The sequence below is a fragment of the Microbulbifer okhotskensis genome, assembly GCF_023895975.1.
Lineage (GTDB): Bacteria > Pseudomonadota > Gammaproteobacteria > Pseudomonadales > Cellvibrionaceae > Microbulbifer > Microbulbifer okhotskensis.
The window spans coordinates 1-25,565 of record NZ_JALBWM010000058.1; the positions used below are offsets into that span (position 1 = coordinate 1).

16 protein-coding genes are annotated in these 25,565 nt (G+C 47.4%); 3 read left to right on the plus strand and 13 right to left on the minus strand.

The window, feature by feature from the left end; genetic code table 11:
- From MO867_RS13320 to glmU, 8 genes are all read right to left on the minus strand, one after another.
- The coding region (locus MO867_RS13320) for a helix-turn-helix domain-containing protein (RefSeq protein WP_252468957.1) at positions 1–1,271 on the minus strand (1,271 nt) is incomplete at its 3' end.
- A complete protein-coding gene (locus tag MO867_RS13325; protein WP_252468983.1) occupies positions 1,258–2,124 on the minus strand; it encodes a TnsA endonuclease N-terminal domain-containing protein in 867 nt (288 codons plus the stop codon). The genes MO867_RS13325 and MO867_RS13320, both read right to left, overlap by 14 nt.
- A 145-nt stretch (positions 2,125–2,269) precedes the next feature.
- On the minus strand, positions 2,270–4,099 hold the full coding sequence (glmS, locus tag MO867_RS13330; RefSeq protein ID WP_252469025.1) for a glutamine--fructose-6-phosphate transaminase (isomerizing): 1,830 nt from the start codon (positions 4,097–4,099) through the stop codon (positions 2,270–2,272).
- A 3-nt stretch (positions 4,100–4,102) separates the two neighbouring features.
- Positions 4,103–4,927 carry a DeoR/GlpR family DNA-binding transcription regulator gene (locus tag MO867_RS13335; protein ID WP_252469028.1) on the minus strand — a complete coding sequence of 275 codons (825 nt, stop codon included), beginning with the start codon at positions 4,925–4,927 and terminating at the stop codon, positions 4,103–4,105.
- 122 nt (positions 4,928–5,049) lie between these two features.
- Positions 5,050–6,264, minus strand: a complete 1,215-nt coding sequence (locus tag MO867_RS23815; protein ID WP_252469031.1) for a dihydrolipoamide acetyltransferase family protein — start codon at positions 6,262–6,264, stop codon at positions 5,050–5,052.
- Positions 6,261–7,256, minus strand: a complete 996-nt coding sequence (locus MO867_RS13345) for an alpha-ketoacid dehydrogenase subunit beta (RefSeq protein WP_252469034.1) — start codon at positions 7,254–7,256, stop codon at positions 6,261–6,263. The genes MO867_RS23815 and MO867_RS13345 overlap by 4 nt, the downstream gene beginning before the upstream one ends.
- On the minus strand, positions 7,256–8,347 hold the full coding sequence (gene pdhA, locus MO867_RS13350) for a pyruvate dehydrogenase (acetyl-transferring) E1 component subunit alpha (protein ID WP_252469071.1): 1,092 nt from the start codon (positions 8,345–8,347) through the stop codon (positions 7,256–7,258). The genes MO867_RS13345 and pdhA overlap by 1 nt, the downstream gene beginning before the upstream one ends.
- Before the next feature lie 117 nt (positions 8,348–8,464).
- Complete coding sequence (glmU, locus tag MO867_RS13355) at positions 8,465–9,826, minus strand: bifunctional UDP-N-acetylglucosamine diphosphorylase/glucosamine-1-phosphate N-acetyltransferase GlmU (protein ID WP_252469148.1); 1,362 nt, start codon at positions 9,824–9,826, stop codon at positions 8,465–8,467.
- Between the two features lie 227 nt (positions 9,827–10,053).
- Between glmU and MO867_RS13360 the strand changes: the two genes are divergently transcribed.
- Positions 10,054–13,395, plus strand: coding sequence for an amidohydrolase family protein (locus tag MO867_RS13360; protein WP_252469167.1), 3,342 nt, complete (start codon positions 10,054–10,056; stop codon positions 13,393–13,395).
- 207 nt (positions 13,396–13,602) lie between these two features.
- Here the strand turns inward: MO867_RS13360 and MO867_RS13365 are convergent, their stop codons facing one another.
- The 5 genes from MO867_RS13365 to MO867_RS13385 are packed head-to-tail and all read right to left on the minus strand — an operon-like array spanning position 13,603 to position 22,342.
- Positions 13,603–14,841, minus strand: coding sequence for a glycosyltransferase family 2 protein (locus MO867_RS13365; protein ID WP_252469188.1), 1,239 nt, complete (start codon positions 14,839–14,841; stop codon positions 13,603–13,605).
- Positions 14,838–16,958, minus strand: a complete 2,121-nt coding sequence (locus MO867_RS13370) for a glycosyltransferase (RefSeq protein ID WP_252469191.1) — start codon at positions 16,956–16,958, stop codon at positions 14,838–14,840. The genes MO867_RS13365 and MO867_RS13370 overlap by 4 nt, the downstream gene beginning before the upstream one ends.
- Before the next feature lie 13 nt (positions 16,959–16,971).
- Positions 16,972–20,124: a glycosyltransferase family 4 protein gene (locus MO867_RS13375; RefSeq protein ID WP_252469193.1), complete on the minus strand. Its 3,153-nt coding sequence runs from the start codon at positions 20,122–20,124 to the stop codon at positions 16,972–16,974.
- Positions 20,114–21,091, minus strand: a complete 978-nt coding sequence (locus tag MO867_RS13380; protein ID WP_252469195.1) for an NAD-dependent epimerase/dehydratase family protein — start codon at positions 21,089–21,091, stop codon at positions 20,114–20,116. Before MO867_RS13380 ends, MO867_RS13375 begins: the two co-directional genes overlap by 11 nt.
- A gap of 21 nt (positions 21,092–21,112) precedes the next feature.
- On the minus strand, positions 21,113–22,342 hold the full coding sequence (locus MO867_RS13385; protein ID WP_252469197.1) for an NAD-dependent epimerase/dehydratase family protein: 1,230 nt from the start codon (positions 22,340–22,342) through the stop codon (positions 21,113–21,115).
- Between the two features lie 409 nt (positions 22,343–22,751).
- Here MO867_RS13385 and MO867_RS13390 point away from each other — a divergent pair, with 409 nt between their 5' ends.
- Both MO867_RS13390 and MO867_RS13395 read left to right on the plus strand, forming a co-directional pair.
- Positions 22,752–24,098: a methyltransferase gene (locus MO867_RS13390; RefSeq protein WP_252469199.1), complete on the plus strand. Its 1,347-nt coding sequence runs from the start codon at positions 22,752–22,754 to the stop codon at positions 24,096–24,098.
- Between the two features lie 31 nt (positions 24,099–24,129).
- Positions 24,130–25,125 carry a hypothetical protein gene (locus MO867_RS13395; protein ID WP_252469201.1) on the plus strand — a complete coding sequence of 332 codons (996 nt, stop codon included), beginning with the start codon at positions 24,130–24,132 and terminating at the stop codon, positions 25,123–25,125.
- Positions 25,126–25,565: the final 440 nt, after the last annotated feature.

The following is a 25,565-nucleotide window of genomic DNA, read 5'->3' on the forward strand; positions in this document are numbered from 1 at the left end:
GTCATCTCTTTTTTGCTAATAGTAAAGAAATGACACAGAATTCTGAACACTACCGTTTGAACCGTCCTAAAATACCTTTCAACGATTCCTTTCCAATCGGCTCTATAGGCTGGAGTATTTTGGATTTCTACATGAAAAGACTTACTCAACACCTCGACATGCCGTCCCAACATTTCACCTTTATCACCAATTATGTGTTCAGGTAAGCCTTGCATAGGCCAGAGCTCAGGCGTAATCTCTATATCATGTTCGGCACAGTATGCAACTTTATCAGCCATTGCATTGCCTAATGCCTCCATAGCACTCACCCAGGATGCATTTTCCAAACCAATATACATACCAACAATTGCCCGGCTAAATACATCAACCACAAAATACATAGTTGGACGCCCAATGATTTCTGTTCGATCCTGTTCAGAAACCAAGTAAACATCCGCAATTGTTGCATCGATTTGGTACAGGTTACCTGGACCTGAAACTTCAGCAGTCGAAGTCCCGAGGCTTGGGCTGAAGTCTTTCAGATAGTTGATCTCACCTTCCCGCCTTTTAGTTACTTCAATCGATGAGTATTCTTTTTGATAAAAATACTTAAATTGGCGCTCGGTAGGCACATTAACCAAGTCTCCCGGTTTTGACGGTATTTTCACTCCATAGGCTATAAGTAACTGGTTGTAAGCGTAATCAAATTCATACTTGCCTTCGTTTAGTAAGCACTTTTCGATCACTACTCTAAAAAGTGACTTCGTCTCATCCGTTATAGGGACACCAGTACCCAATGAGCGTGTTCTTGGTGCACCACTGCGTTTATTGGTAAATTTTCTTGGCTTTCCTGGGGCCCCAGAATTTTCATATCTACCATTGAGAGAATTCTTGCACATACCAAACTGCCAATAACGACGCAGCCATCGATATACCGTTTGTTTTGTAACACCAGAGCGTTTTCTTATTTGATCAAGGTAAGTCCCACGAGTTTGTCTTTTATAGATCTCTGGTACAGCCTCAACTGCACTCTGGATGGCAGCCCAAGCACGCTCCTGTACCTGCTCTGCTTTTGAGCCTTTTCTCGGAGGAGTCATGCTGAATTTCGAGTAGGGATCTTTAATCAGTTTAAGATCCGCTCTCGCAAGAAGATGCTCAAACTCCTCTTTTGAGGAAACTCTCGGCAACGCTCGATCATCATCAATATCGATCCAGAAAACAGCTTGCTGATTGCTCCATAGAATTCTTATTCGCTGTTGATCCCAAGAATACACATCATTAGGCATGAACATATTCAATATCCTTAGCAAGCCAATATTCCGAGATGGATATATCCCTTGCCTTCAGGTTTGTATGTAATTGATTATGAATATCCCATTGAAAGGCATTTTGAGCCGCTAAATGCCTGAAATACTGTAGGTGTGCCCCTAGACTTAAGTTAAATATGGTGTCTAATTCTTTGAGCGGTACTGCGAGCTTTTCTTCTCCGCTCGCATCTAGAGCTTGGCTAATTCGCTCAAAAACTTGCACTCGTTCAGCATCAGAAAGATCATAGCTATGCATGTGCGGCGCTAGCCATCGAACATTTTTGAGCGAAGTAACCGGAACCTCATGTTCGGTGAATATATACCAAGGGATGCCTTCACCCTCCCAATATCGACGCTCTAATTCCAACTTCTCGATGGTGCGCTCATCTTCTAGGTCATCTGCATACTTCACGGATACTGCTTGGCAGGAATGCTGACCATTCACCTGGAAATCAACTAACAGGTCTGTGGTCATTACTTGAAGAACGCCCCTGTAAGAGGGATGCTTAATACCCAGCCTTTTTGCTATTTCTGTGGTTACTTCAGGGTTGAGAGGAAACTGTTCCCGAATATCATTGACGGTGGCTTGCCAGTCAAATAATAAAAAGGCCGCCAATTCTAAGTCAGAAAGTAAGTGAGCTACACGATTATGAGTTAACGCAGGCCGACGATGAACCCTGCCTCTGCTAGGGACATCCCGTACGGTCAAAAAGGGTTTGTAATCTTTGCCAAAGCCTTGCCCACGCTTTTCCTTTTGTAGCCGTTTTAGAATGGCAGGTTCAAGAAGTCCACTGATTTCCTTGGGGTGGGGACTTAAGAAAGAAAAGCGTTTATTCATTTAAAGCATCCAAGCTACGCCTATTTCATTCAGCATAGCTCAGATTGCTGTAAAAGTATGATGCTTTAATGCTTAGTATGATGCTTTATTGTAAGTATGATACTTTATTGTCAATCTACACACATATCCCCTTGGGGACCGGGTTTTATTCCACCGTCACAGACTTAGCCAAATTTCTCGGCTGGTCCACGTCCGTTCCTTTCAGCAATGCCACGTGGTAACTCAACAACTGCAAAGGCACAGTGTATAAAATAGGCGCCAGACTCTCCGGTGAATCCGGCACTTCCACGACTGTCACGCCCTCCTCGCTGGCAAAGCCAGCGCGCGGACTGGCAAAGACAAACAGCTGTCCACCTCGCGCGCGCACTTCCTGTAAATTGGATTTCAGTTTTTCCAACAATTCGTCATTAGGGGCAACCACGATCACCGGCATATCGCTATCGACCAGGGCCAGAGGCCCATGTTTCAATTCGCCCGCCGGATAGGCCTCTGCGTGGATATAAGAGATTTCTTTGAGCTTCAATGCGCCCTCAAGGGCGATGGGGAATTCAACGCCACGCCCCAAAAAGAGCGCGTGATTTTTCTCTGCAAATGCTTCACTGGTGTGTTTAACGACGCTATCCAGACCCGTAAACATTTCCATTAACTGAGGCAATTGGTGCAGTGCGCTGACCAGTTCTGCCTCTCGCTCTGCCGACAAACCATTTATTTTGGCCAGGGCGATACAAAACAGCTGTAAGGCCACCAGCTGGGTGGTGAAGGCCTTGGTAGAGGCTACGCCAATTTCAGGCCCTGCCTCTGTCATCAGGGATAATTCGGACTCCCGTACCAATGAGCTGTTGGGCACATTGCAGATAGTCATTGATGCCAGGTAACCCAGATCTTTACCCTGGCGCAGTGCGGCGAGGGTATCGGCCGTTTCGCCGGACTGGGAAATACTGACGAATAAAGTGCCAGGGCGCACGACCTTTTTGCGGTAGCGCAACTCACTGGCCACCTCCACCGAGCAAGGTATTCCAGCCCAGTCCTCCAGCCAGTAGCGAGCCACCATACCAGCGTGATAACTGGTGCCACAGGCGACAATCTGTACCTGTTCTACTTTTGGCAATATTTCCTGGGCTCGGGCGCCGAGAGCCTGAGTCAATACCGAGCGCTCAGCAATACGGCCCGCCAGGGTTGCCGCAACCACTTTCGGCTGCTCAAAGATCTCTTTCTGCATAAAGTGGCGGTAGCGCCCTTTATCTGTGGCTTCGTGGCCACCGGTAAGTTTATGTACTGGCCGGCTGACCTCCTCGCCCTTGTGGTCACGGACCGAAATACCATTGCGACGTACCTCTGCCACATCACCCTCTTCGAGGAAGATAAAGCGATCTGTGACCTGGCTCAGTGCCATCGGGTCCGAGGCGATAAAATTCTCCTCGATACCGACACCCAATACCAAAGGACTCCCCAAGCGTGCGCAAGCCAGGACATCCGGTTCATCTTGACTGACGACGGCCAAGGCATAGGCGCCCTCCAATATGCGGGTCGCTTCAGTAACTGAGTCGACCAGACTTCTCCCTTTATGACTCAGTGAGTGAATCAAATGCACCACTACCTCAGTGTCGGTATCTGACTCAAACCTATAGCCTTTGCCTTCGAGTTCGGTGCGTAATTCCTGATGATTTTCGATAATACCGTTATGCACCAGAGCGATATGGCCAGACTGGTGAGGGTGGGCATTTTCATCGGAAGGAACCCCATGAGTGGCCCAGCGAGTGTGCGCAATGCCCACATAGCCTTCGGCACTGTCGCTGCTCAGCTTGGCTTCCAGGTCGGCTACTTTGCCCTGACTTTTACGCAATTGCAGTTGGCCGTTGCTACCACTCAGGCAAACACCCGCAGAGTCATAGCCGCGATACTCAAGACGGCGCAAGCCCTCCAGAAGAATACCTGTCACATTGCGCTGAGCCAGCGCACCTACTATTCCACACATATTCTATTTCCTCACTAATCTGGAAGCTTCGCCGCTCATCTCAAATTCGAACTGAGTGATATTGCCTCTGTCCACAGAAGCACAGATAAGCTGGATGCCCAGTTGTTCCAGTTTTTGGCCTACGGAATCATCCAAGCCATCATCAGTTACCAGGATATCGACCTGCTCCCAGGACAATTCCAAATTGGGTATTCGTTTGCCCACCTTGCTGGACTCCGCCAGCACAACCACTTCGCGGGCCACTTCAGCCATCACACGGGAGAGACCAATCTGTTCATTAAAGGTGCAAGTGCCCCGCTGCAGATCTATGCCATCGGCGCCGATAAAAGCGCGATCAAAGTCGTAGCCTCTCAGTACTTGCTCAGCAACTTGCCCCTGGAAAGCCTCGAAATGGGGGTCCCAGGTGCCGCCGGTCATCAGCAGCGGCGGTTCATTTTCAAGCTCTCGCAGTGCATTAGCCACCTGTAGCGAATTGGTCATCACCACCAGTCCCCGCTTGCGCTCCAGCTCCGGAATCATCGCGGCCGTGGTGCGTCCGTAGTCAATCACTATACGGTGGTGGTCCGGAATCAGGGTGGCACCGGCACGACCGATAGCCTTTTTGACTTCAGACGGGCTCTCTTCACTGACCAGCTCCCTCGGCACAGGTACTGCGCCACCGTGACGGCGCAGCAACAAGCCGTGGTTCTCCATGGCTGTCAGATCCTTTCGAATCGTAACTTCAGAAGTTCCGAACTGCCGCGCCAATTGCTCTACGCTGGCCTCCCCCGATTCGTTGAGCAAGCTGAGAATTCCGTGACGACGATGCTGGGTATTGCGTTTGGACATAAGCGTAAAAGTTTCATTTCGAAACTTAAAGATATCAAAACGAAACTAAAGTTCCCACAATTTTCGCTATTGTCCAACCCTCAACAAACAGAGTCGCCGCTTTAACGCACTTGAACTCATTGCTAGAGCGATAGGGATTCCAGCATTGCCTTAAGGAAACGCGCTAACTCACCGCCGGTAACCGCTCGGTGATCAGCGCTGATTGAAAGAGGGAGAAGAGGGCGAAGCGCCGGCCATCGATTCACAACCACCACGCCCTGGCAGACACGTCCGGCACCGACAATGGCCACCGTCGGTGGCATCACCACGGGCGTCGCATAGCGACCGGCGATAGAACCGAAATTCGAGAGTAATATGCTGGCTCCTTGCAAGTCAGACTGGGCAATACCGGTTTCCCGGGCTTGGTATTTGAAGTCCGCAACCTGCTGCACCAAATCCTCATCGCTACGCAGGCCGACATCCTTGAGCACCGGCACAAATAACCCCCTCGGAGAGTCCACTGCCAGGCCGATATTGATACTTTTCTGCAGCTCCAGTTGCTCATTCTCGTAGAGCGCATTGAGTGTGGGCTCAATGTTAGAAGCTTCCTGCACCGCACGGATAAGCCGTAATAACGCTGGAGTGCTGCCCCACCAATTGGAGATATCCGCATCATCACACAAGGTTATCCGGGTAACCTGATCCCGCGCCCGGCTCATCGACATTGCCATTGCCCGCCGGGCCGGGGACATCAAACCAGCCTCCTCTCTCGTGGAATCGGCAGTGGAGGAGGCTGCTGAAGATCTGTTCAGGGGCTTGGGCAGCTTTGTGGCCACCGCGCGAACCTGCGTAGCGTTGACCATGCCATCGCCTTGGCAGAGTTGTAGTAAATCCACCCCCAAGCGCCGTGCCAATGCTCGTACCGAAGGCGTTGCCAAGCGCTCTGGCATTTGGGTTATGGGTCTCTCTTCCCCCAGAACAGCCGCTCCCTCCATGAGCTTTCCAACAACCGTACCACTGTCGGCACGGGTTTCTAGCGGAGCCTCTTCCTCTGTCTGCTGTCCGGCAGCGGCGGTTGCAGAATCCTGCGACGCAGCTGGGGCTGGAACCTCTACCCCCGCCAAGGCCTCAACGAAACCGATCAGGGGGTCTCCCACATTGACGATTTCATCCACACCGGCAAAAAGCTTCTCGACCTTTCCGCCCCAGGGGGCGGGTACCTCAACCAATGCCTTGGCCGTCTCCACCGTGACCAGGCTTTCATGTGCGCTGATATTATCGCCTTCACTGACATGCCATTCCCGCACCACAGCATCTGGAAGACCTTCACCCAAATCGGGTAGCGAGAAAATCTTCACTTCACTTCTCCCGTGGAGTATTCCAGTACTTCGCGCACGGCCGATACGATACGCGAAACCCCAGGCAGGTAATCGTCTTCGAGGCGGTAGTAAGGAATCACCGTATCGTAGCCAGTGACCCGGTTAACCGGGGCTTGCAGCAGGTCGAAGGCATATTCATTAATTTGCGCAACTATCTCGGCCCCCAGGCCACCAAATCTTGGCGCTTCGTGGACAACCACACAGCGATGGGTTTTCTCCAAAGAGTCGATCACTGTGTGGATATCCAGAGGTTTGAGGGTGGCTGGGTCTATTACCTCTGCACTGATCCCCTCTGTGGATAACTGCTCCGCGGCAGCCAGAGTTTCCTTGAGCGAAGCTCCCCAGGAAATCAGTGTGACATCGTTGCCTTCTCGCAATATAAAAGCCCGGTCCAGCGGCAGTGCATCGCCATCATCGGGCACCTCCTGACGCACTGCGCGGTAGATTCGTTTGGGCTCGAGAAAAATAACCGGGTCCGGGTTTCTGATCGCCGCCAGCAATAGTCCGTAGGCGCGAGCAGGCGAGGACGGGATCACCAGGCGCAAACCCGGAATATGTGCAAACAGGGCCTCCATACTCTCAGAGTGATGCTCCGGTGCATGAATACCCCCACCATAGGGCGCACGATAAACGATAGGGCATGACAGGCGCCCACGTGTGCGGTTCCTATAGCGGGCGGCGTGACTCAAAACATGATCGATCGCCGGATAAATAAATCCCATAAACTGAAATTCTGCCACCGGGCGCAGCCCTTGGGCCGCCATTCCTACGGCAATACCGGCGATCATCGTCTCCGCCAGCGGGGTGTCCCTGACACGGTCGACACCAAATTGCTGCTGCAAGCCGTCCGTTGCTCGAAAAACACCGCCGTTGATCCCGACATCTTCACCAAAAACAACCACTCTTTGGTCGGCATTAAGCTCGTAGGCAAGGGCCTGAGTAATTGACTCTACCAGAGTAATTTGAGCCATTAGTCATCTCCCTGCAGCGCCTGGTACTGTTCCAGCAACGCCTCCGGCAACTGTTGATACAAATGATCAAACATCGCGGTGGGGACATCTTTGACCGTGTTCAAATAGACATTGACCGATTTTTCCAGGACTTCTGCCAATTCCCTCTGCAGCTCCTCTTCCTGTGAGTCGCCCCATATACCCGCGCTGAGCATATAGGCTTTTAGCCGTGCGATTGGCTCCCGCTCCCAGGCTTGCTGCAATTCTTCCTTCGATTGATAGCGGCTGGCATCGTCTGCCGTGGTGTGATCACAGAGGCGGTAGCTGACTGCCTCTATCAGAGTGGGCCCCTTGTTGTTTCGGGCTTCACTTATTGCCTCAGTCACCGCCTCGCGTACAGCAATAATGTCGTTGCCATCGACTTGCAGTCCGCGAATACCCGCCGAGATAGCCTTTTGGGCAATGGTTTTACAAGCAGTCTGGGCTGAACGGGGAACGGAAATAGCCCACTGGTTATTGTTGATCACCACCACCAGTGGCAGCTTCCAGTCCCCCGCCAGGTTAATAGCCTCATAGAAATCACCTTTGGAAGTGGCGCCATCGCCACCACTGGTCACGGCCACGCGCATGGGCTCATCGAGGTTTTCATGTTTGTATTTCAGCGCGAAAGCGACACCGGCAGCGTGAAGCATTTGAGTGGCGATAGGCACGCTTAGTGGCAGATCCTCCCGCGCGTGCCGATAATTCTGGCCCCTTTCATCACCGCCCCAAATGGCGAGAATTTCCTCGATCGCAACACCCCGCTCCAGCAGGGCACCGGTCTCGCGATAATTGGGACAGTAGACATCAGTCTTCGCCAAAGCCCCACCAACACCCACCCCAATAGCTTCCTGGCCAAGGGTTGATGGATAGGTACCCAGCTGTCCGGTGCGCTGCAATTTCACCGCGCGATCATCGACCAATCGCGCCAGTGACATCTGGCGATAAAAGGTAATCAGGGTATCTGGTGTGGCGAAGTCTGGCAGCGCCTGGGTCGTTTGCCCGCGCTGATCTAAATACTGCAACGAAGCTATATCGAAGCTCGCCAACAGCTGCATTCTGGGCTTGTGCATCGGGCAATTCCCTTTGTTCCCGAAGCGCAAGTTTAATGGATGGGGGGGATTCTATTGATGAGGAAAATTAAATTTCCGCCGGAATTGATCCTCCCAGCGGAAATGGGGAAAAAAGGCCTAGTTTTTTTTCCTCGGGCGCTGCCAGCCGCTAATATTACGCTGCCTGCCCCGCGCCACTGCCAGCTCTTCCGCAGCCACTTCCTGAGTAATCGTCGAGCCGGCCCCAACCGTGGCCCCTGCGCCAACAATCACCGGCGCTATCAGCGCAGTATTAGAGCCGATAAACGCTTTATCACCGATTTCGGTAAGTGATTTATTCACACCATCGTAGTTACAAGTAATGGTACCAGCACCGATATTAACCGCGTCGCCAACGACAGCATCCCCCACATAGGACAAGTGGTTAATTTTACTACCCGCCCCCACTTTAACCTTTTTAGTCTCAACAAAATTGCCCACCTTGGCACCGCCAGCCAATTCGGTACCGGGACGTATGCGCGCAAATGGGCCGACCATACAGCCTTCGCCAATTTCTGCCCCCTCGATAATCGAGTTGGCTTCCACGCGAGTCCCCCCTGCCAACCTGCAGTTTTTCAGCAGGCAGTTAGGGCCAATCTGTACGCCTTTGCCCAAAGAAACTGTTCCTTCAAAGACACAATTAATATCAATCGATACATCGGTATCGCATTCTAGGCTACCGCGGATATCTACACGCATCGGGTCCAGCAAAGTGACCCCTGCATTCATCAAACTCACCGCGTGGGACTGCTGCAACGCGCGCTCCATTTGCGCCTGCTGTGCTCGACTGTTGACCCCAGCGACTTCCAGAGGATCGCTGGCAAGTACCGCCGTGACCGCGATACCCTCGCTGACTGAGCGACCAACGATGTCGGTCAGGTAGTACTCTCCCTGGGCATTTTCACTAGAGAGGTCCGGCAACCAGCGAGACAGCAGGTCACCGGGGGTGGCCAATATCCCGGTGTTAACTTCACGGATAGCGAGCGTATCGGCATCGGCATCCTTTTCCTCAACTATCGCTTGCACGCGACCCGAGTTATCTCTCACGATACGTCCGTAGCCGGCAGGATTGGCCATCTCTATAGAGAGCAGGGCAGGGCCGTGATCCGCCGCAGATAACAAGGATTGCAGGCTACCTGCTTTGACCAGGGGAACATCACCGTAGAGCACCAACGTAGTTGAGCCCTCTCGGAGATGGGGAGCTGCCTGGAGCACGGCATGACCGGTACCCAGCTGCTCCTGCTGCTCCACAAATCTGACGCCGCGATTGGCAAAACGCTCGCGCACTAATTCGGCCCCATGCCCAATAACGACCGTAATTTGCACTTCACCGAGTAACATCGCGGTGTCAATCACCCGCTCAAGCATGGGAATACCGCCAATGGGGTGTAGCACTTTAGGCAGGTCGGAGTGCATACGTGTGCCTTTTCCAGCGGCCAAAATCACAACATCAATAGTCATAGCGGGTCGATATTCCAATGGTTCAAGAAATTTGAGTGCATTGTGGCCACTCCCTTCGGTTTACTCAAGCCGACAACTGCACAACTCAAGAGTGTGGCATTCGGCGCATTGCGATTGCCGCACAGCGCTGATCCCGGTAATTTACTTCCGGTGAAATCAATCAGTTGCTTACTCAAACCAAACAAATATAGCCGCCAAAGACAAAGTCAGGCGGAGGGATACTTTCCATGAACACCATCAAGCAGAAAAAGCCGCGCCTCCATCTGCTCGCGTTGGCCACTCTGGCATTGACCCTGCCCTTAGGGGCTGCAGCGGAAGTCGACGCCAATCAGGAACAGGGAGAAGAAAAGGCGGAGGCCCAGCCCTGGGATATCAACACGCCGCCCTACGAATTTAAGCCAATCCAATTGGATACCCGCGAGACCACCTGGAGCAATTTGGATATCAGCCCGGATGGCAACACCATCCTGTTCGATATGCTCGGCGATATTTACACAATGCCATTGAAGGGCGGTGAAGCCGTAGCCCTGACTAATGAGATCGCCTGGAATATGCAGCCGCGATTCAGCCCGGACGGCGAGACGATCGTCTTTATCAGCGACCGCGACGGTGCCGACAATATCTGGTTGATGGACCCAGATGGGGAGAACCTGCGTCAGCTGACCACCGAAAAGGAAAACCTGCTGCACTCCCCCAACTGGAGCCCTGACGGCCAGTATCTGGTAGCCCGCAAGGGCTTTATGTCCGGGCGCAGTATTCCCGCCGGTGAAATCTGGATGTACCACTACGGTGGCGGCGAAGGGCGCCAGCTGAAGGAGCGTATCGGTGGCGATATCGCCCAGAAAAATATTGGCGACCCCGCTTTCTCCCCAGACGGACGCTACGTCTACTACTCCATCGATACCACCCCCGGTACCGTGTGGCAATACAACAAAAACTCCACTCAGGAGATTTTTGCCATCAACCGCTACGACCTGCAGGATGGCGAGGAGGAGACTTTTATCTCCGGCCCCGGCGGCGCAGTGGCCCCAATGCCCTCCCCGGACGGTAGCAAGCTGGCGTTTATCCGCCGCCAGGACAACCAGACCGCGCTGTTCCTGAAAGACCTGAACACCGGCTTGGAAACCCCGCTCTATGCCGGATTGGAACGTGACCTGCAGGAAATTTTTGGTCCTCACGGTAATTATGTACAGTACGACTGGATGCCCGATGGCGAGTCACTAATCGTATGGACAGGTGGCAAATTCCTGCGTATTTCTGTAAACGGCGACAGTGTCGCGCCAATTGTGGCCCACGTGAAAGCTGAGAAACAGGTGGCTGATGCGGTGCGCTTCCCGGTGGATGTTGCTCCGGAAACCTTCGATGTGAAGATGATTCGCTGGGCGCAGAAATCCCCCGATGGCCAACAGCTGGCCTTCCAAGCCTTGGGCAAAATTTATATCCAGGACCTCGACAACGGCGAACGCCGCCGCCTGACCCGCCAGAATGACCACTTCGAGTTCTACCCCAGCTGGTCCCGCGATGGCCGTGAAATCGCCTATGTCACCTGGGATGACCAAAAACTGGGTCATGTCCGTGTGGTTTCCGCACGCAACGGTCGCGGTAAGAACATCACCAAGCAGCCCGGTTTGTATGTGGAACCCACTTTTTCGCCCCAGGGTGACACCGTTGCCTACCGGCGTTTTACGGGCGGTTACCTGCTCAGCCCCGAATACTCCTTGGAGCCGGGAATTTACCTGGCCGATGCAGGAGGCGACTGGCAGCGCCGAGTGGTGAAATCCGGATACGAGCCTCACTTCGGTGCCACTGACGCACGCATTTACTTCTCCGAATTTGTACATGACAACGGCGGCAAGCGCGTACTGAAGAGTACCAACCTGCAAGGTAAGGACGAGCGCGAGCATCTGCACGGCGCCGAAATAACATCCTTTCGCCTCTCTCCAGACGGCAAATGGGTCGCCTTTACCCAAGACTTCAAAGCTTTTGTCGCGCCCTTTATGCACACCGGCAAATCCGAAGTCATTGGCCCCGATAGTAAAGCGGTTAAAGTCACCCAGGTGTCCAAGCGTGCCGGTGAAAACCTACACTGGTCGGCGGATAGCGACACTCTCGGTTGGGCCCACGGACCCAAGCTATTTGAGCGCCAATTGAAGGATGCCTTTAGTTTTGTCGCCGGCGCCCCAGAAAAGTTGCCGGAACCGGTGTCAGAAGGGGTCGACCTGAGTTTCGAACAGCAATTCGATAATCGTGCGGGGCTGGTCGCCATGACCGGCGGCAATATTGTCACCATGCGCGATGCGGAAAATACCCGCGAAATTATCGAAAACGGAGTGGTGTTATTCCGTGGCAACCGTATTATCGCGGTGGGTTCCGCAACTGAAGTGGAAATTCCCGCAGAAGCAAAGCGCATTGATGTGACCGGCAAAACGGTATTGCCCGGCCTAATCGACGCCCATGCCCACGGTGCTCAAGCTCGCGAGGAGATTACCCCACAGCAGAACTGGAATCTGTTTTCCAGTTTGGCCTTTGGTGTTACCACTATTCACGACCCGTCCAATGATAGTAGCGAGATCTTCGCCGCCGCAGAAATGCAAAAGGCCGGCGTGATTACCGGACCGCGTATCTTTTCCACCGGCACCATTCTCTATGGCGCCAAGGGCCCCGGCTACAAAGCCAAGATCAACTCGCTCGAAGACGCCCAATTCCACGTCAATCGACTCAAAGAAATGGGCGCCATTTCGGTGAAAAGCTACAACCAGCCGCGCCGTGACCAACGACAGCAGGTGCTGCAGGCAGCTCGCGAAGCCGGCATCATGGTGGTACCTGAGGGTGGCGGTAAGTACCAGCACAATATGAATATGATTGTCGATGGACACACCGGTATTGAACACTCCCTGCCGATCGCCAATGTGTACGCCGACGTAGAACAGCTGTGGAGCCAGACCCAAGTGGGTTATACACCGACTTTTGTAGTGGCTTATGGCGGGCTCTGGGGCGAGGAGTACTGGTATGACCGCACGGAAGTATGGAAAAACCAGCGCCTGACTCGTTTTACTCCAGACTTTATCGTCAACCCGCGCTCCATCCGCCGCCCCACGGCACCCGATGCCCACTACAACCACATCAACGTAGCCCGTCAGGCCAAGCAGCTGCGCGACGAAGGTGTCACCGTACATATCGGCGCCCACGGCCAGCGCGAAGGTCTTGGCGCACATTGGGAAATGTGGATGATGGAACAGGGCGGCTTTACCCCATGGGAGGCCTTCCGTGCCGGCACTATCGACGGTGCTCGCTATCTAGGTATGGACGGCGATATCGGCAGTATCGAAGCGGGTAAATTGGCAGACCTGATCGTGGTGGATGGCAACCCGTTGGACAACCTACGCCTGTCGGAAAACATTACCTACACGGTGATTAACGGCCGTATATTTGAGGCTGAAACCATGAATGAATTAGGGACCAGCGAGCGCCTCGCATTCTTCCATGAACGCCTGCCCATCAGCGCAATGCCGGCGCCTACTGCAGAAGCGGTACAAGAGAAAATGGAACGCCATCACTGGGTACACTGAGGACCTTATAGCGTCACAACGTCAGTGGTAATAACACAAAAGGCCAGGAGATCTTGCAGATCCCTGGCCTTTTGTATTGCCCTATAGAAATTAAATGTGTCTTCAAACCACAGTGTTTGTTCCAGTGCTGTCGCAGCTATCCCTAAGTACAAATCACCAGGGTTAGCACAGTAAAATTTCTTTCGATTAACTGACGACTGAACAAAGTTATTTCAATCTGCGTCGGCCCTTCAACTTGTGCCATAAAATGGCTCGATAGATTGCCACTGGGAGCCGAACAACTCCGGTAATCAACCACCAGAAAGACTCGTAAATGGCAATAGTCTGATCCACTAAGGCGTGATCCTGCTGCAATCGCTCCGGGTAGTGATCATGTCGTAATACCCCTTTAGAAAAAAGGTATCCCCGTAAAGGTCTACTAAGCCGCCAACTAAATGATTCTGTTAATCGAGAGAGATTGTCTGCCAGGTAGCTCTCGGATGGAATTTTCTGATGATTCAATAATTCGAAATAGTATGCTTTGGAGTGGTTTTCATTCTTCCAATCACCTGCAAACGTATCTTGAGACAACCAATCGCTACCCTGAAACCCACCAGTTGTTCTTAAGTCGGATGTGTGTACAGGAATAGATTTCTGATTCGTTACTATCGCCTTTGAGATTCGGTAAACATCAGAATTCATCCGGTCTGGATTTTTCAACTCTTTTTCAAGCCGTTGTTTAAAACCAGCTCTAAATTTAAAATGAAATAAATGGCCACACCTATCACTTAATGGTACCGGCGTGCACGCATGAGTAGAGCGAATATATTGGAAGTCAGGACGCCAATATACCAAGGGTATTTTATAGGATTTTACAAAATAATTGCTAACACCAGAAATTTTCGACCTCGCGTTAGAGCGTATCTCAAAGAAAGGAAAAGCCCGAATTCCCTTTGCCTTAAAGTTACTATAGGGAACGTAATGGGGGGTTGTAGCTATTAACTCTGCTAGGTTGTTAACAGCAACCGGTGGGGCTGTTAGATCATCACTAAAAAAGTCGATTAAAGGCGTGTATAGAGCAAATGCCAACTCATTCTTAAGAAGATGGGTTGTATGGGTCAGAGATATTTTATTATCAGTTTTTGGCAGTACTAGAAATTCATCAGCATCAACGACTAGCGTCCACTTGCCCTGACAGTATTCTCTGGCGATCCTGTTAACCCAATCTACCCCCGCATTTGCTTGGGGGTAACCTCCATCAACAGAATACAACTGCACATCGTTCTGCTTCAGTAAATAGTTGCATGACTCATCATTACTACCTGTATCAACAAAATGAAAACAGGTAACACCAATCGAGCGGTAGTGGTCTAAAAATGCAGGAAATATATCAATTTCATCACGAAATATGCAGATTAGCGGAAAAACAGCTTGCTCTGCCTGTTCGACAAGCCTGATTGCCTTCAAACCTTTACCCTGACAAACTTACGAAGTTTTCGGATCGTCTTTTGCATGATTCCCGGCTTATAATCGCGCGATTTATTGTTATTTACCTGACTATTTTTCTCTTTCGGTTCCTGTCGCAGCAACAGCAAGCTTTTTTCTTCCGCATCCAATCCCTGCAAATAAGGACTAATTTGACGGAAATCACCTTCCTCCTGAAGATGGTTTCTTGTCTTCATAGAATTTTCACTGACGCGATAATAATATAGAGGGTCTGGATAATAAGAGATTTTCGCTTGTGCCAGGATAAGTTTGTTATAAAATTCAATATCATCCTTACCCGCTCGATACCTTTCTGTATAGCCGTCGTGAGTACTAAAAACTTCTTTCTTTATAAGGCAAGTAGCGTCACCAACGATATTAACTTTTGTAGCCCAAGCTTTGGCCGGTCCCATAAAACGAATTTGAGATCCAAGCTTACTATTATCAGAATTTGGCTTGCCATTTCCAATAAAACGAATAGAGCTACAAGTCAAACAATCTATATCTGCGTATATTGTAGCGCGGACAAGTTTCTCCACCATCTCCGGCATCATGACATTGTCATCATCAAAAAACAGCAGATACTCTCCATTGGAGAATCGTGCCGCAGTGTTTCTTGCTGCTCCAACATATCTGTTTTCCTGGTAGATAAATTGCCAAGATTTATCTGCATAACGATCCTCTAAAGCTCTGATAGATTCAGCAACTCCAGTCGAATGGCTACCATCATCAACAACAATAACCTCAACATCCTGATAGGTTTGTGCCTCAATACTCTCAAGAGCCTGACAAAGAAGATCCGGCCGCTCAAAATGAGTTATACATATAGACACAAGAGGTGTGCGGGAATCAGATTCAATTTTTTCAACCGATAAAGACTGCTGTTGCCCATGCCACTGTTCCCATGTCGGCAAGGATTGCTTTAATCTTTGATGCTTTATACCGGGAACAGGGAGTTGTTTGATGTGGAACTCCAGCTTTTCTGCCAGTGCAATATGATTCGGTTTAAAGAGAATTCGATCGCTGTAATCTTGGTCAAGTAATTCACCTGTACCGCCCGCATCTGCTGCAATAAATGGTATTTTTGCCGCTAGGCATTCATAGACAGCAATTGGAGAGTTTTCCAGTAAAGCAGGAATAATAGCCAGGCGGCCCGCTTCACTTAAGTATTTTATAGCTTGGACGGCATTCAAATCGCTTTTAAAGACTACCTCTGTATGCCAACTCTCCTGGTTTTCCTCGATAAGCCTTTTGGCATCAAAGCGATAAGAGTGGCTCCCCAAAAAGGTGATAGGCGGTAGCAGGGCTCCTTTTATTGACAGCGCATTTAGAGCATTCACAAAAAGAACGATCCCTTTGCGAGGCTCTAACCGCCCAAAGAAAACCCACTCTCGGGTTACTGCACTATTTTCTTTGCCCTTTTTTTTACTGCTTGCAACAAGATCGTCAAGGAAAACGTTTGGCCAAAAGTAGCTGCGCTCAGGAAGATTATATTTATTGTTCTCCATCCATTGGAATAGATGTTTACTGCCACAAATTAACGTATCCGCCATTTCAGCACTCATTCGCTCCATAAAAACCCAGCCTAACTGACGCTCTTTATTCAGGAACTGCTGATTACCCTCAGCAGACCAAAGCGTTGGGGAAGAGCCTTTCACGACAAAATGAATACTTTGAAATGCGATACCGAGCTTTTTTGCCAGCAGAGCAATATATCCCATCCCGCGCCACTCAGAAACATGAATGATATCAAAGTTATTTTCGTACTTTTTGAGCCATTCGTAAGCAGCATACGGCATCGCCATGGTGCGAGCCATGGCAGTCTTTGCCAAGACTTGTGGAGCAACACTGAAGAAATCAACACCGAAATTTGAAAAAAATTTCTCTGTTTTCCTCATTTTAACCGGATTTTTTGCCAGGCCATTGACAAAGCAAATAGTCACCTTGTGTCCTGTACGTCGCAAAAAAACCGCGAGGTGGAAATAGGCGGTGCCGATACCTCCGTTCCTGATTGGACCGAAAATGTCTTCTGTAATAATACAGATGCGCTGGGTGCTCAAGTTAGCTTCAAGTGCGATATCTTGCTGAAGCTCTTTCATTTTGTAGACTGCCTTAGATTGCAACAAGCATTTGCTTGAGATAACGTAGGCGACCATTTCTTATAATTAATCCATTCTCTTTAACTCGAATAATAAACTCCGAGTTTTCTTTCTTAATTTCAGGAGTCAATGAAAATCTAAAGCCGTACCATGATAGTTTTGGATTTCTTGTTCCAAAGCGCTCCACATAACGATTCGCAGTAGCTTCCGCAATTATTATGCCATTAAGCTCAAGAACAACGACCAGATTTCGAGTTATGTTACTCCGATCCCATGCCCAGCCCTCAATAAAACGAGGGTCAATAGAAAAAAGTTCACGTGGAGGAATTGAGCCTTTAATCGGAGACCCTGTGTATCCCCTGATCAAGCGTTGCAAAGTGGTACCCGATTTTTGCACTAATGCCTGGAAACGAAATAATGGCTTAGCCTCATTTTCATGTACCTTATTCTGTTCATAAATCATCTGCGCAAGATCGTGTTCAGATTCAGATGACTCTTCTAATGCACTGCTGTTGGTTACATGCTCTGCCTTAATTTCTTCCTCCTGTATTAGGTATTCTACTCCTTGGATACCATTGCCCATTTCCTCAATGGATATATCATCAGTGCTAGTAGATAGCTCTGTTTTTGAAAAGAATTGCCAGTTAGATTTTTGCTTAAATATATCTTCAATAGCCAGATCATTCAGGATCGGGCTTCCAGATATAGCAGCAAATACATTTTTGGATAATTTTATAACCCGGATAAAACGGGTATAACTAACTGCCTGATCTTCAAGCAAGAATTTAATATTAAACCGCTCTCCCTCTTCCCAACTATCTGGAATAGGGAATCGGTGTAACGTCAACTCATTGTCATGTTGCTCTAGGGAAATTGGTTGAGGTTCACCGTTCACAATCAGCTGTCGTTTTCCTTGACCATTGGCAACGCAAAGAAGATGTGAGTTCCTTTCGTCCAGCCCAACTACAACCCTGGGGTTACGATTTTTCATCTTGCGGGGTCTATCTGCATGAACAAGCCATACAGGTTCATCTTCTAGGCGATGCTTATCGCGATAGAGTGCAGCTTTTACCTTCGATGCGGAAGTGACGGATGTGGGGAGAAGCGCGAGCTTGCGATAAGCAAGGTTATCGTTTTCTATCAACGGCATTGAGCGTAAATAGGCCGAATTAGCATTACTCTGATACTCTTCAAGCTCTTCTAGATAGGTATCACTTTCCAGGTGACATTCGGGGATTACCATTAGCTCAAGGCCAAATTCTTTATTTGCCCTTAAAATATACTCCTGTAACAACCCATAGCGAATATCATAGGGTAAAAGCGATCCGACTCTTCTCGATATCGATCTGGGAATACAAACTACATTCGTTCCAATTGAATTACCAAATGTAATTTCCGAAACAATATCACTCCCCATTGGCATCACAACTTTATTGTCTGGTAGAGAGAGAAAACTTGTAATTAGATTTTCTTGGTTTAGCCGAAGAGCTTTGCGCAACTCAGAGCAAAACCCCGCAATAAAACGGGATGCAGTACCATCACATAAAATACAAGCATCTAACGTAGATTCACTCAAGCTACGGTTAAGTGCCACACCCGCAGGAAATCCGATAAAATCAACTAAGTGAGAGTCTAAACCCGCCCCCTGTAGATAATTACAAGCCTGTAAGGCTGTTTCCTCTGTCATAGGATCAATAATTAGAATCTTTACAGAATCTGGTGGGTCAAGCGCTAAAGCCTCAGCAAATGCCGTTACGCCTTCAACATCTCGTAATACAACCACCACCTCTAACTTTATTTCTGCTATCTCACTTTTGCTCTTCGAATCGGATGACAACTGGCCCGTCACTTTACTAACTACTTCGCTCCCCTCAAGCTGAGAAAATAAATCTGCGATATAAGCATGGAAACCGTACCATACTTGCAGATTTCTCTGATTATCGAAGCTCGAATGGGCCACCGTATGACCATTTTCTAGTACTTTCTGAAGGCGTTTTGCAAGATCATAAGCATAGGGTGCTATCAGACAATCATCTTGATCTTTTTCTGCGATAAGTTCTGGGGTACCCCCAACACGGGTTGCTATAAACGGTATATTATTTTCTAGGGTTTCATAAACTGCCATGGTGGAATTTTCGATCAACGATGGCATGACAGCAATCATATCTCTTGAGCATAAAAAAGATAATGCCTCTGGCTGATTGCAATCTGTAATGTAGTTAACTTCAAAACTCCAGTTTAAAGCTTTTCGCTCAAGATAATCCGCAACTTTTTCATTGTTCTGGTTGGGAAGAGCCTCACCATATTTGCCGAGAAAATTCACTCGATTCGGCGTTTTTCCTGAACGCTGCAAAAGATCAAGTGCCGCGCAAAAAAGTTCGATGCCCTTCCGCATCTCCAGGCGACCAAAGAATGTCAGCTCTTGAGTATGAATCAGATCCCCTGGCTTTCTGTTGTCACGCTGATCATTAACCAGAACCTCAGAAAAATCGAGTATATTTGGCTGAACGTAAGTTGCTCGCGGCAACTTATAGCCAACATAACGCATAAAGCACAACAAATGAGCGCTGCCGCCGATAATCATATCGCCTAATTCAACACATTTTTGCTCTGCAAAACTTGCAGGTAGAAGTTCTCTCTTTGCGATTGTCTGCATCTGATAATGACGATTCCAAAGATGCGGGGAGGACGTTTTAATAATAAATAGAGTATCTTGAAACGCCAATCCCAATTTCTTTGCCATTAGTGCATAAATCAAACCACCGCGCCATTCTGAAGAGTGAACTACATTAAATCGTTCCTGTTCTACCAGCCATCGATAGGCTGCACTATAGCGTCGCTGCCAGCCTTGTGAAGGGCCAATGACTATCTCTGTCGTATGAGCCAAATAATGAAGCGTTACGCCAAAACTGGAAAAATGCTCTACCCAATGTTCGGGCGTTTCATTTTCAACATTTTGGCCTTTTAGATAAAGTACGTGGACATCGTGGCCATGTGCTGCCAATCCCTTAGCCAAATGGTAGTAAGTTGATGCAATACCGCCGTTTCTAACTGGCCCTAGAATTTCTTCTGTAGCGATACAAACTCGAAGTTTATTGTCTGACTCATAGCCAGCATACTCATTGAGATCAGGGAAAGCCTCGACAGTAAATTTATCAACCTGCATTCTGCGGAACCCTCTGATTTTGACTGGGCACCAGAATATTGTCGCTATTGTTAAAGTAGTCCCAGGTAATTTTTATTCCTTGCCACAATTTTGTTTCAGGAGCGAATGCTAAAGATCGCCGTGCTTTGGAAATATCTGTAAAGTTGTGACGAACCTCGCCAACCCTGAAACTGTGATAAATAACTTCAAGTGCGTCGTTTCTACCAGAGATCGCTTTCAGCAGTGAAATAATTTCATTAACCGACGTCGGTACACCGCTGCCAAGCTGAAAAACCCCACTTTGCTCCCCTTGCAATGCATTGATAATTCCCTGACAAAGGTCGCCAACGAAAATAAAATCTCTTGTCTGACTACCATCGCCGTAAATTTCGCAAGGTTCTCCTTTGAGAATTTTTTTTATAAAAGCGGCTATAACGCTGCCTTTATGTAAAGAAAGTGGACCGTAAACATTGGAAAACCGCAAAGAAGTAATAGCGAGTCCATAACTTTGGATATATGCCGAACAATAGGCTTCAACGGCTGCCTTGGAAGCCCCGTAGGCTGATGCCGGATTGACCGGCATTAATTCGTGCACCGGAGGGTCCGTATCACCGATTATTGCCCCACCGGTGGAAGCATTAATAAGACGGTTTATGTTATGTTTACGCATAGCCTCCAGAATATTCATGGTACCCTGGACATTGACCTCAAAGTTATACATTGGATTTTCAATTGAATTGATAACCCGCGTATCTGCCGCCAAATGAACAACAGCATCAACGCCTATCATCGCTTCATCAACAGCTTGCAGATCTCTCACATCCCCTCTTATGAAACGATGTGGAAATGCAGATAAAGAGGCTATATCACCGGTCGTTTCATTATCCAAAACAAGAATTTCATCATATAAATCTAAATTTGTAAGCGCTTTGATTAAATTCGATCCAATAAAACCGCAACCACCAGTAATAAGAATGCGTTTAAACATGACTTGAGCCACCTGATGAAACTACGAAATTGTTTCGGCAACTTCATTATTTTCTGCCCGATGGGAAACATCGGCTGGTTCATTATTTTTTGTCCAATAGGAGACACAGGGAATTTTAGAATGATCGGCTCTGTCACTATAGTGCCGAGTTATCTCTGTGATTTCCTGTAGCAGACTATCCTTGATAAGAGTTGGTTCCCACCCAAAGGAGCGCAGAAGATCGTTTCGCACATTCAGATCATTTCTTTCCGCTTCACTTCTTGGATTTGGTAGATAGCTAATCTCACAGTTTGTGAGAGATTGGACCAATTTAGCCAAGTCAGAGAGGGTCTGAGTTTCAGCCATCTGGTTCAATATCAATGGTCGGTCGCCTGAAGTGGGAGGATGAATAAGCGCTTGCTCAATACACTTACAGGTATCAGAGATATGAATAAATGCCCGAGTTTGCCCTCCTGTTCCATGTACGGTAAGCGGAAATCCGACGGTTGCCTGCATCAGAAACCGGTTTAAAACAGTCCCATAGTCTCCATCGTAATCAAAACGATTGATCAATCGTTCATCCTGACTTGAAAGCTCAGTCTGCGTCCCCCAAACAATACCTTGATGCAAGTCAGTAATACGAAGCTTGTCGTTCTTCGCATAGTACTGAAACATCTGCGAGTCCATTGTTTTGGTCATATGATAGATTGAGCCCGGATTTGCTGGATACACGATTGAATCCGTGATTTCCCGCCCATCAATGGTATCGATTTTTACATCGAGATAGCCCTCAGGTATAGGAATGGGCTCTTCATGACCGTATCCATAAACACCCATAGTCCCCAAGTGAACAAGGTGTATATCTCGCTGGGATTCGACTATTGCGTTTAGGATATTGTGGGTGCCACAAATATTATTCGAAATTGTATAGTTCTTTGTACTAGTGCACTTCATTGAATAGGGTGCAGCACGTTGTTCACCGAAATGTACAATACTGTCCGGTTTTTCCTCTTCCAAAAGATTCAAGAGATCGTCAAATTTTGTGGAAATATCCATCTCGACGTAACGGATAACATTCCCTGTCAGTTCAAACCAGGCTTCAATACGCTCACTCAGCTCAAAAATTGGTGTCAGTGATTGAACATTGAGCTCTTTGTCGATTCTCCGTCGGGAAAAGTCGTCAACAATAATGACTTCATGACCTAGATTACTAAGATGTAATGAAGTTGGCCACCCACAAAAGCCATCGCCACCCACTATTATTAGTTTCAAAGACCCATCTCCATAATTTTTACTAGTCATACTAACTAGTCTATTAATGTATTATGAATTGGATTGTTATCGTGTATACGTATTCGACAACATGCCAGCTTTCCAGAAAGAATTTATAACACACGCAACAGCGCTTTACCGGGTATTCGGGTTAATATAGCCGCCAAATTTAATTTGTGTGGCCTTGATTAATTTCAGCAGGAGAAATAAATTTATTTTTTGATAGTGTAAATATTCATAATTATTAGTAACTTCATGTATGATGCATTGTACTGTTATCATCTGGCATGTAGTCAACAATTTACGATCTTACTATTTTTGATTTATACCAAGCGCAACTGCTGATTATGCAGCGTGCAAGTTAATATAAACGCCAAACTTACTTGGTTACTATTAGTTGGGAAATTAAATGTCTACTTTAGAAATTAATCAGCTGGATAACTTCCAACAGGGAAAACAGGCAGCCCTAGCTGGAGAGATAGACCTCGCAAGAGAGTTTTTGCGCCCCATAGCTGATTTGAATCCATTCCATCCTGCCACCTATTTTCTTTGCTATGCCGAATCCAAGAATGGATCGATTCTTAATTGTGATAAATATTCACTAACATTTATTTCCAGGCACCCACATCATGTCGGTATGCGAACAATATCCGCTATGCTAAATATTGCTAAAGGGGATATTGATCAAGCAGAAAAAGATATAAGAATTGCTCTTAAATGTAATCCTGAACACAAAAGAGCCCTCAAAATACTCGAACAGACCAAATTAATACGTATAGAGAACAGCGCCAGAGAGGCTATTGAGATCCTTGATACTTCAAAATCTCACCCCGCATTTTCAAAACTTTCCCGATCAAAAGCTGCAAAGCAGCTTAAAAAAATTGATCCTTTAGAAGATTGGGACAATCACGAGCTACAAGCCAAGATCGCTTTCTTTCACAATTGCAGCAATGTACGCCACTCTTTGAGAAACTTTGACTCTGACCTAATCACTAGTGCCGTCGAACTTGGCTATTGCACATGGCCACGAAAATTGCACAAATATGTACGCGGATGCGATGTGTTAGATGTCGGTTGTGGTTTTGGTGGCTATGCCATGGGCTATCTATGTGCCGGTGCAAATAGCTATACCGGGATAGATCCAGCCATGTCTCTAGATTCCAAGAGAGTACGAAACAAACGTATAAGGAAGTGGGTTAACGCGCCAATGTCCGGTCAGGACATTATGGAAGTGATTCCAGATATTGATCTTCGTCAATGTTCTACCCGCGATCTGGTTGGCTCAAAAACATTCGACACTATCTGCCTGCACAATGTGACCGAGCATCTACTTGAAATCGAAGGTGTATTTGAAGACATAGCAGGGTTATTGGCGAAAGGTGGAAAACTTGTTTTTCTACATCATAATTTTTACGGCTGGAGTGGACACCACATGCCGCCGCATAATCCTATCGTACTTGATGAAAATAACCCTGATCATCTGAAGTTTTGTGATTGGAACCACATAAATATTGTTAGAGAATTACCACACGATCACTACCTCTATACAAATCTTAATCGTATTCGGATTGATGAACTACGAACATTAACACGCAAATATTTCAATATAGAAACTTGGGAGCTCCAGCCATCGCATGATACTGTTTTGGAACGGTTAACTCCGCAGATAGAAACTAGAGCCAGAGAAGAGATTCCTGATATTACCCTTGATGAACTTCAAACAAATGTTGTGTTCTGTGTAGCCTACGCAAAATAACTATGACCCTTTTTCTGTCGGAGTAATAGTAATGTACACTATTGAAAATGCAGAGGTTTCAAGAGGGTGTTATATTCACCCCGAAATATCATTTTCTGAGGCACAGGTTCCTCAAACTGTTTTTGAAACACCTGGTATGGTCTCAGTCGCGGAACGCAAATTATTATATTCTTTAGCCTTTAAGAATTATCGGAAAAATGGATTCATAGTTGATGCTGGCAGCTTTATGGGAGCGTCTGTAGTTTCCCTGGCACAGGGCCTGCAAAGTAATTCAAGAAGAGAACCTAAAAAGTATTCAAATTTATTAAATAAAAAACCCATCAGCAGTTATGAGTTGGGATTTTTACCAAAACCAGCCAATGGCTCTGATCGAGTTTGGGAGTGTGGATCACTCACTTATCAATTCGGGGAATCTTTCGTTCCGATTTTAGAAAAAAGTATTTCCCCATATAATGCTATCGTCGACCTGAATATCGGTGACTTAAACGATTTTTCTTGGTCGGATGAGCCAATTGAAATCTGCTTTATTGATGTTTGTAAAACCAGAGAGCTCAATAGACACGTTTCTGCACAGTTTATGCCGCGCCTTATTGAAGAGAAGGCCTTTTTTATCAATCAGGATTTTTTCTTCGATCGACTCCCTTGGATTAAAGTAACAATGGGATATCTTGAAGAGTACTTTGATTGGTATGGCCAGGTATTTTCCAGTTCGGTTTACAAATGTAAAAAATCTATTCCTAAAGACGTTGCTGAGTATGACCCCTTTACTGAAGCGACACTTGACGAGTGCCTCAAGCTTCACGATAAGCATCCCAATGCACACCTAACTGACGCCCATAAGTTACGCATGAAACTATCCCGTTCTTATCTTATCGCAATGAAAGGCAATAAAGCTGATGCCATTGAATATCTAAAAACTGTTGGTGAAGATTACGAACACATAATGGATGAAAATACTTCAATAGATAGAAACGATCGATTTCGGTTTAATAGAGCGGTTCGTCAAATTAAAAGCGATATTTTTTGATATTAAATTTATACCAAGTAATTTTTACATAAATTGTGGCTTATTAATTGTAAGACTATATTTGCTATTTCTCCAAGTTACCTGAAGTTCATGGTTTCCTGAAGTTCATGGTTTCCTGAAGTTCATGGTTTCCTGAAAATTTGTTGTATTAATATTCACGGAGCTACATAACAACATTTGAAATAGTGCCATATATCTATAGGTTTATAGGGAAGTTTTTGTTCTGTTTGCATCTTCTGTATATTTTTTAATTAAGAACCACTCTTTGAAATTTTTAAGATATTACTAAAGAAATAATTCTACCATTGATTCGAGGGAATTTATGATATATGTATTATTCGACTGCCTTTTATTAGCTCCATGTTTTAATGGTATTCCTTTTATTGCAATACTTCGGACAGTTTTAGGGGGCGAAATAGGTAGGAACCACGGCCAGATAC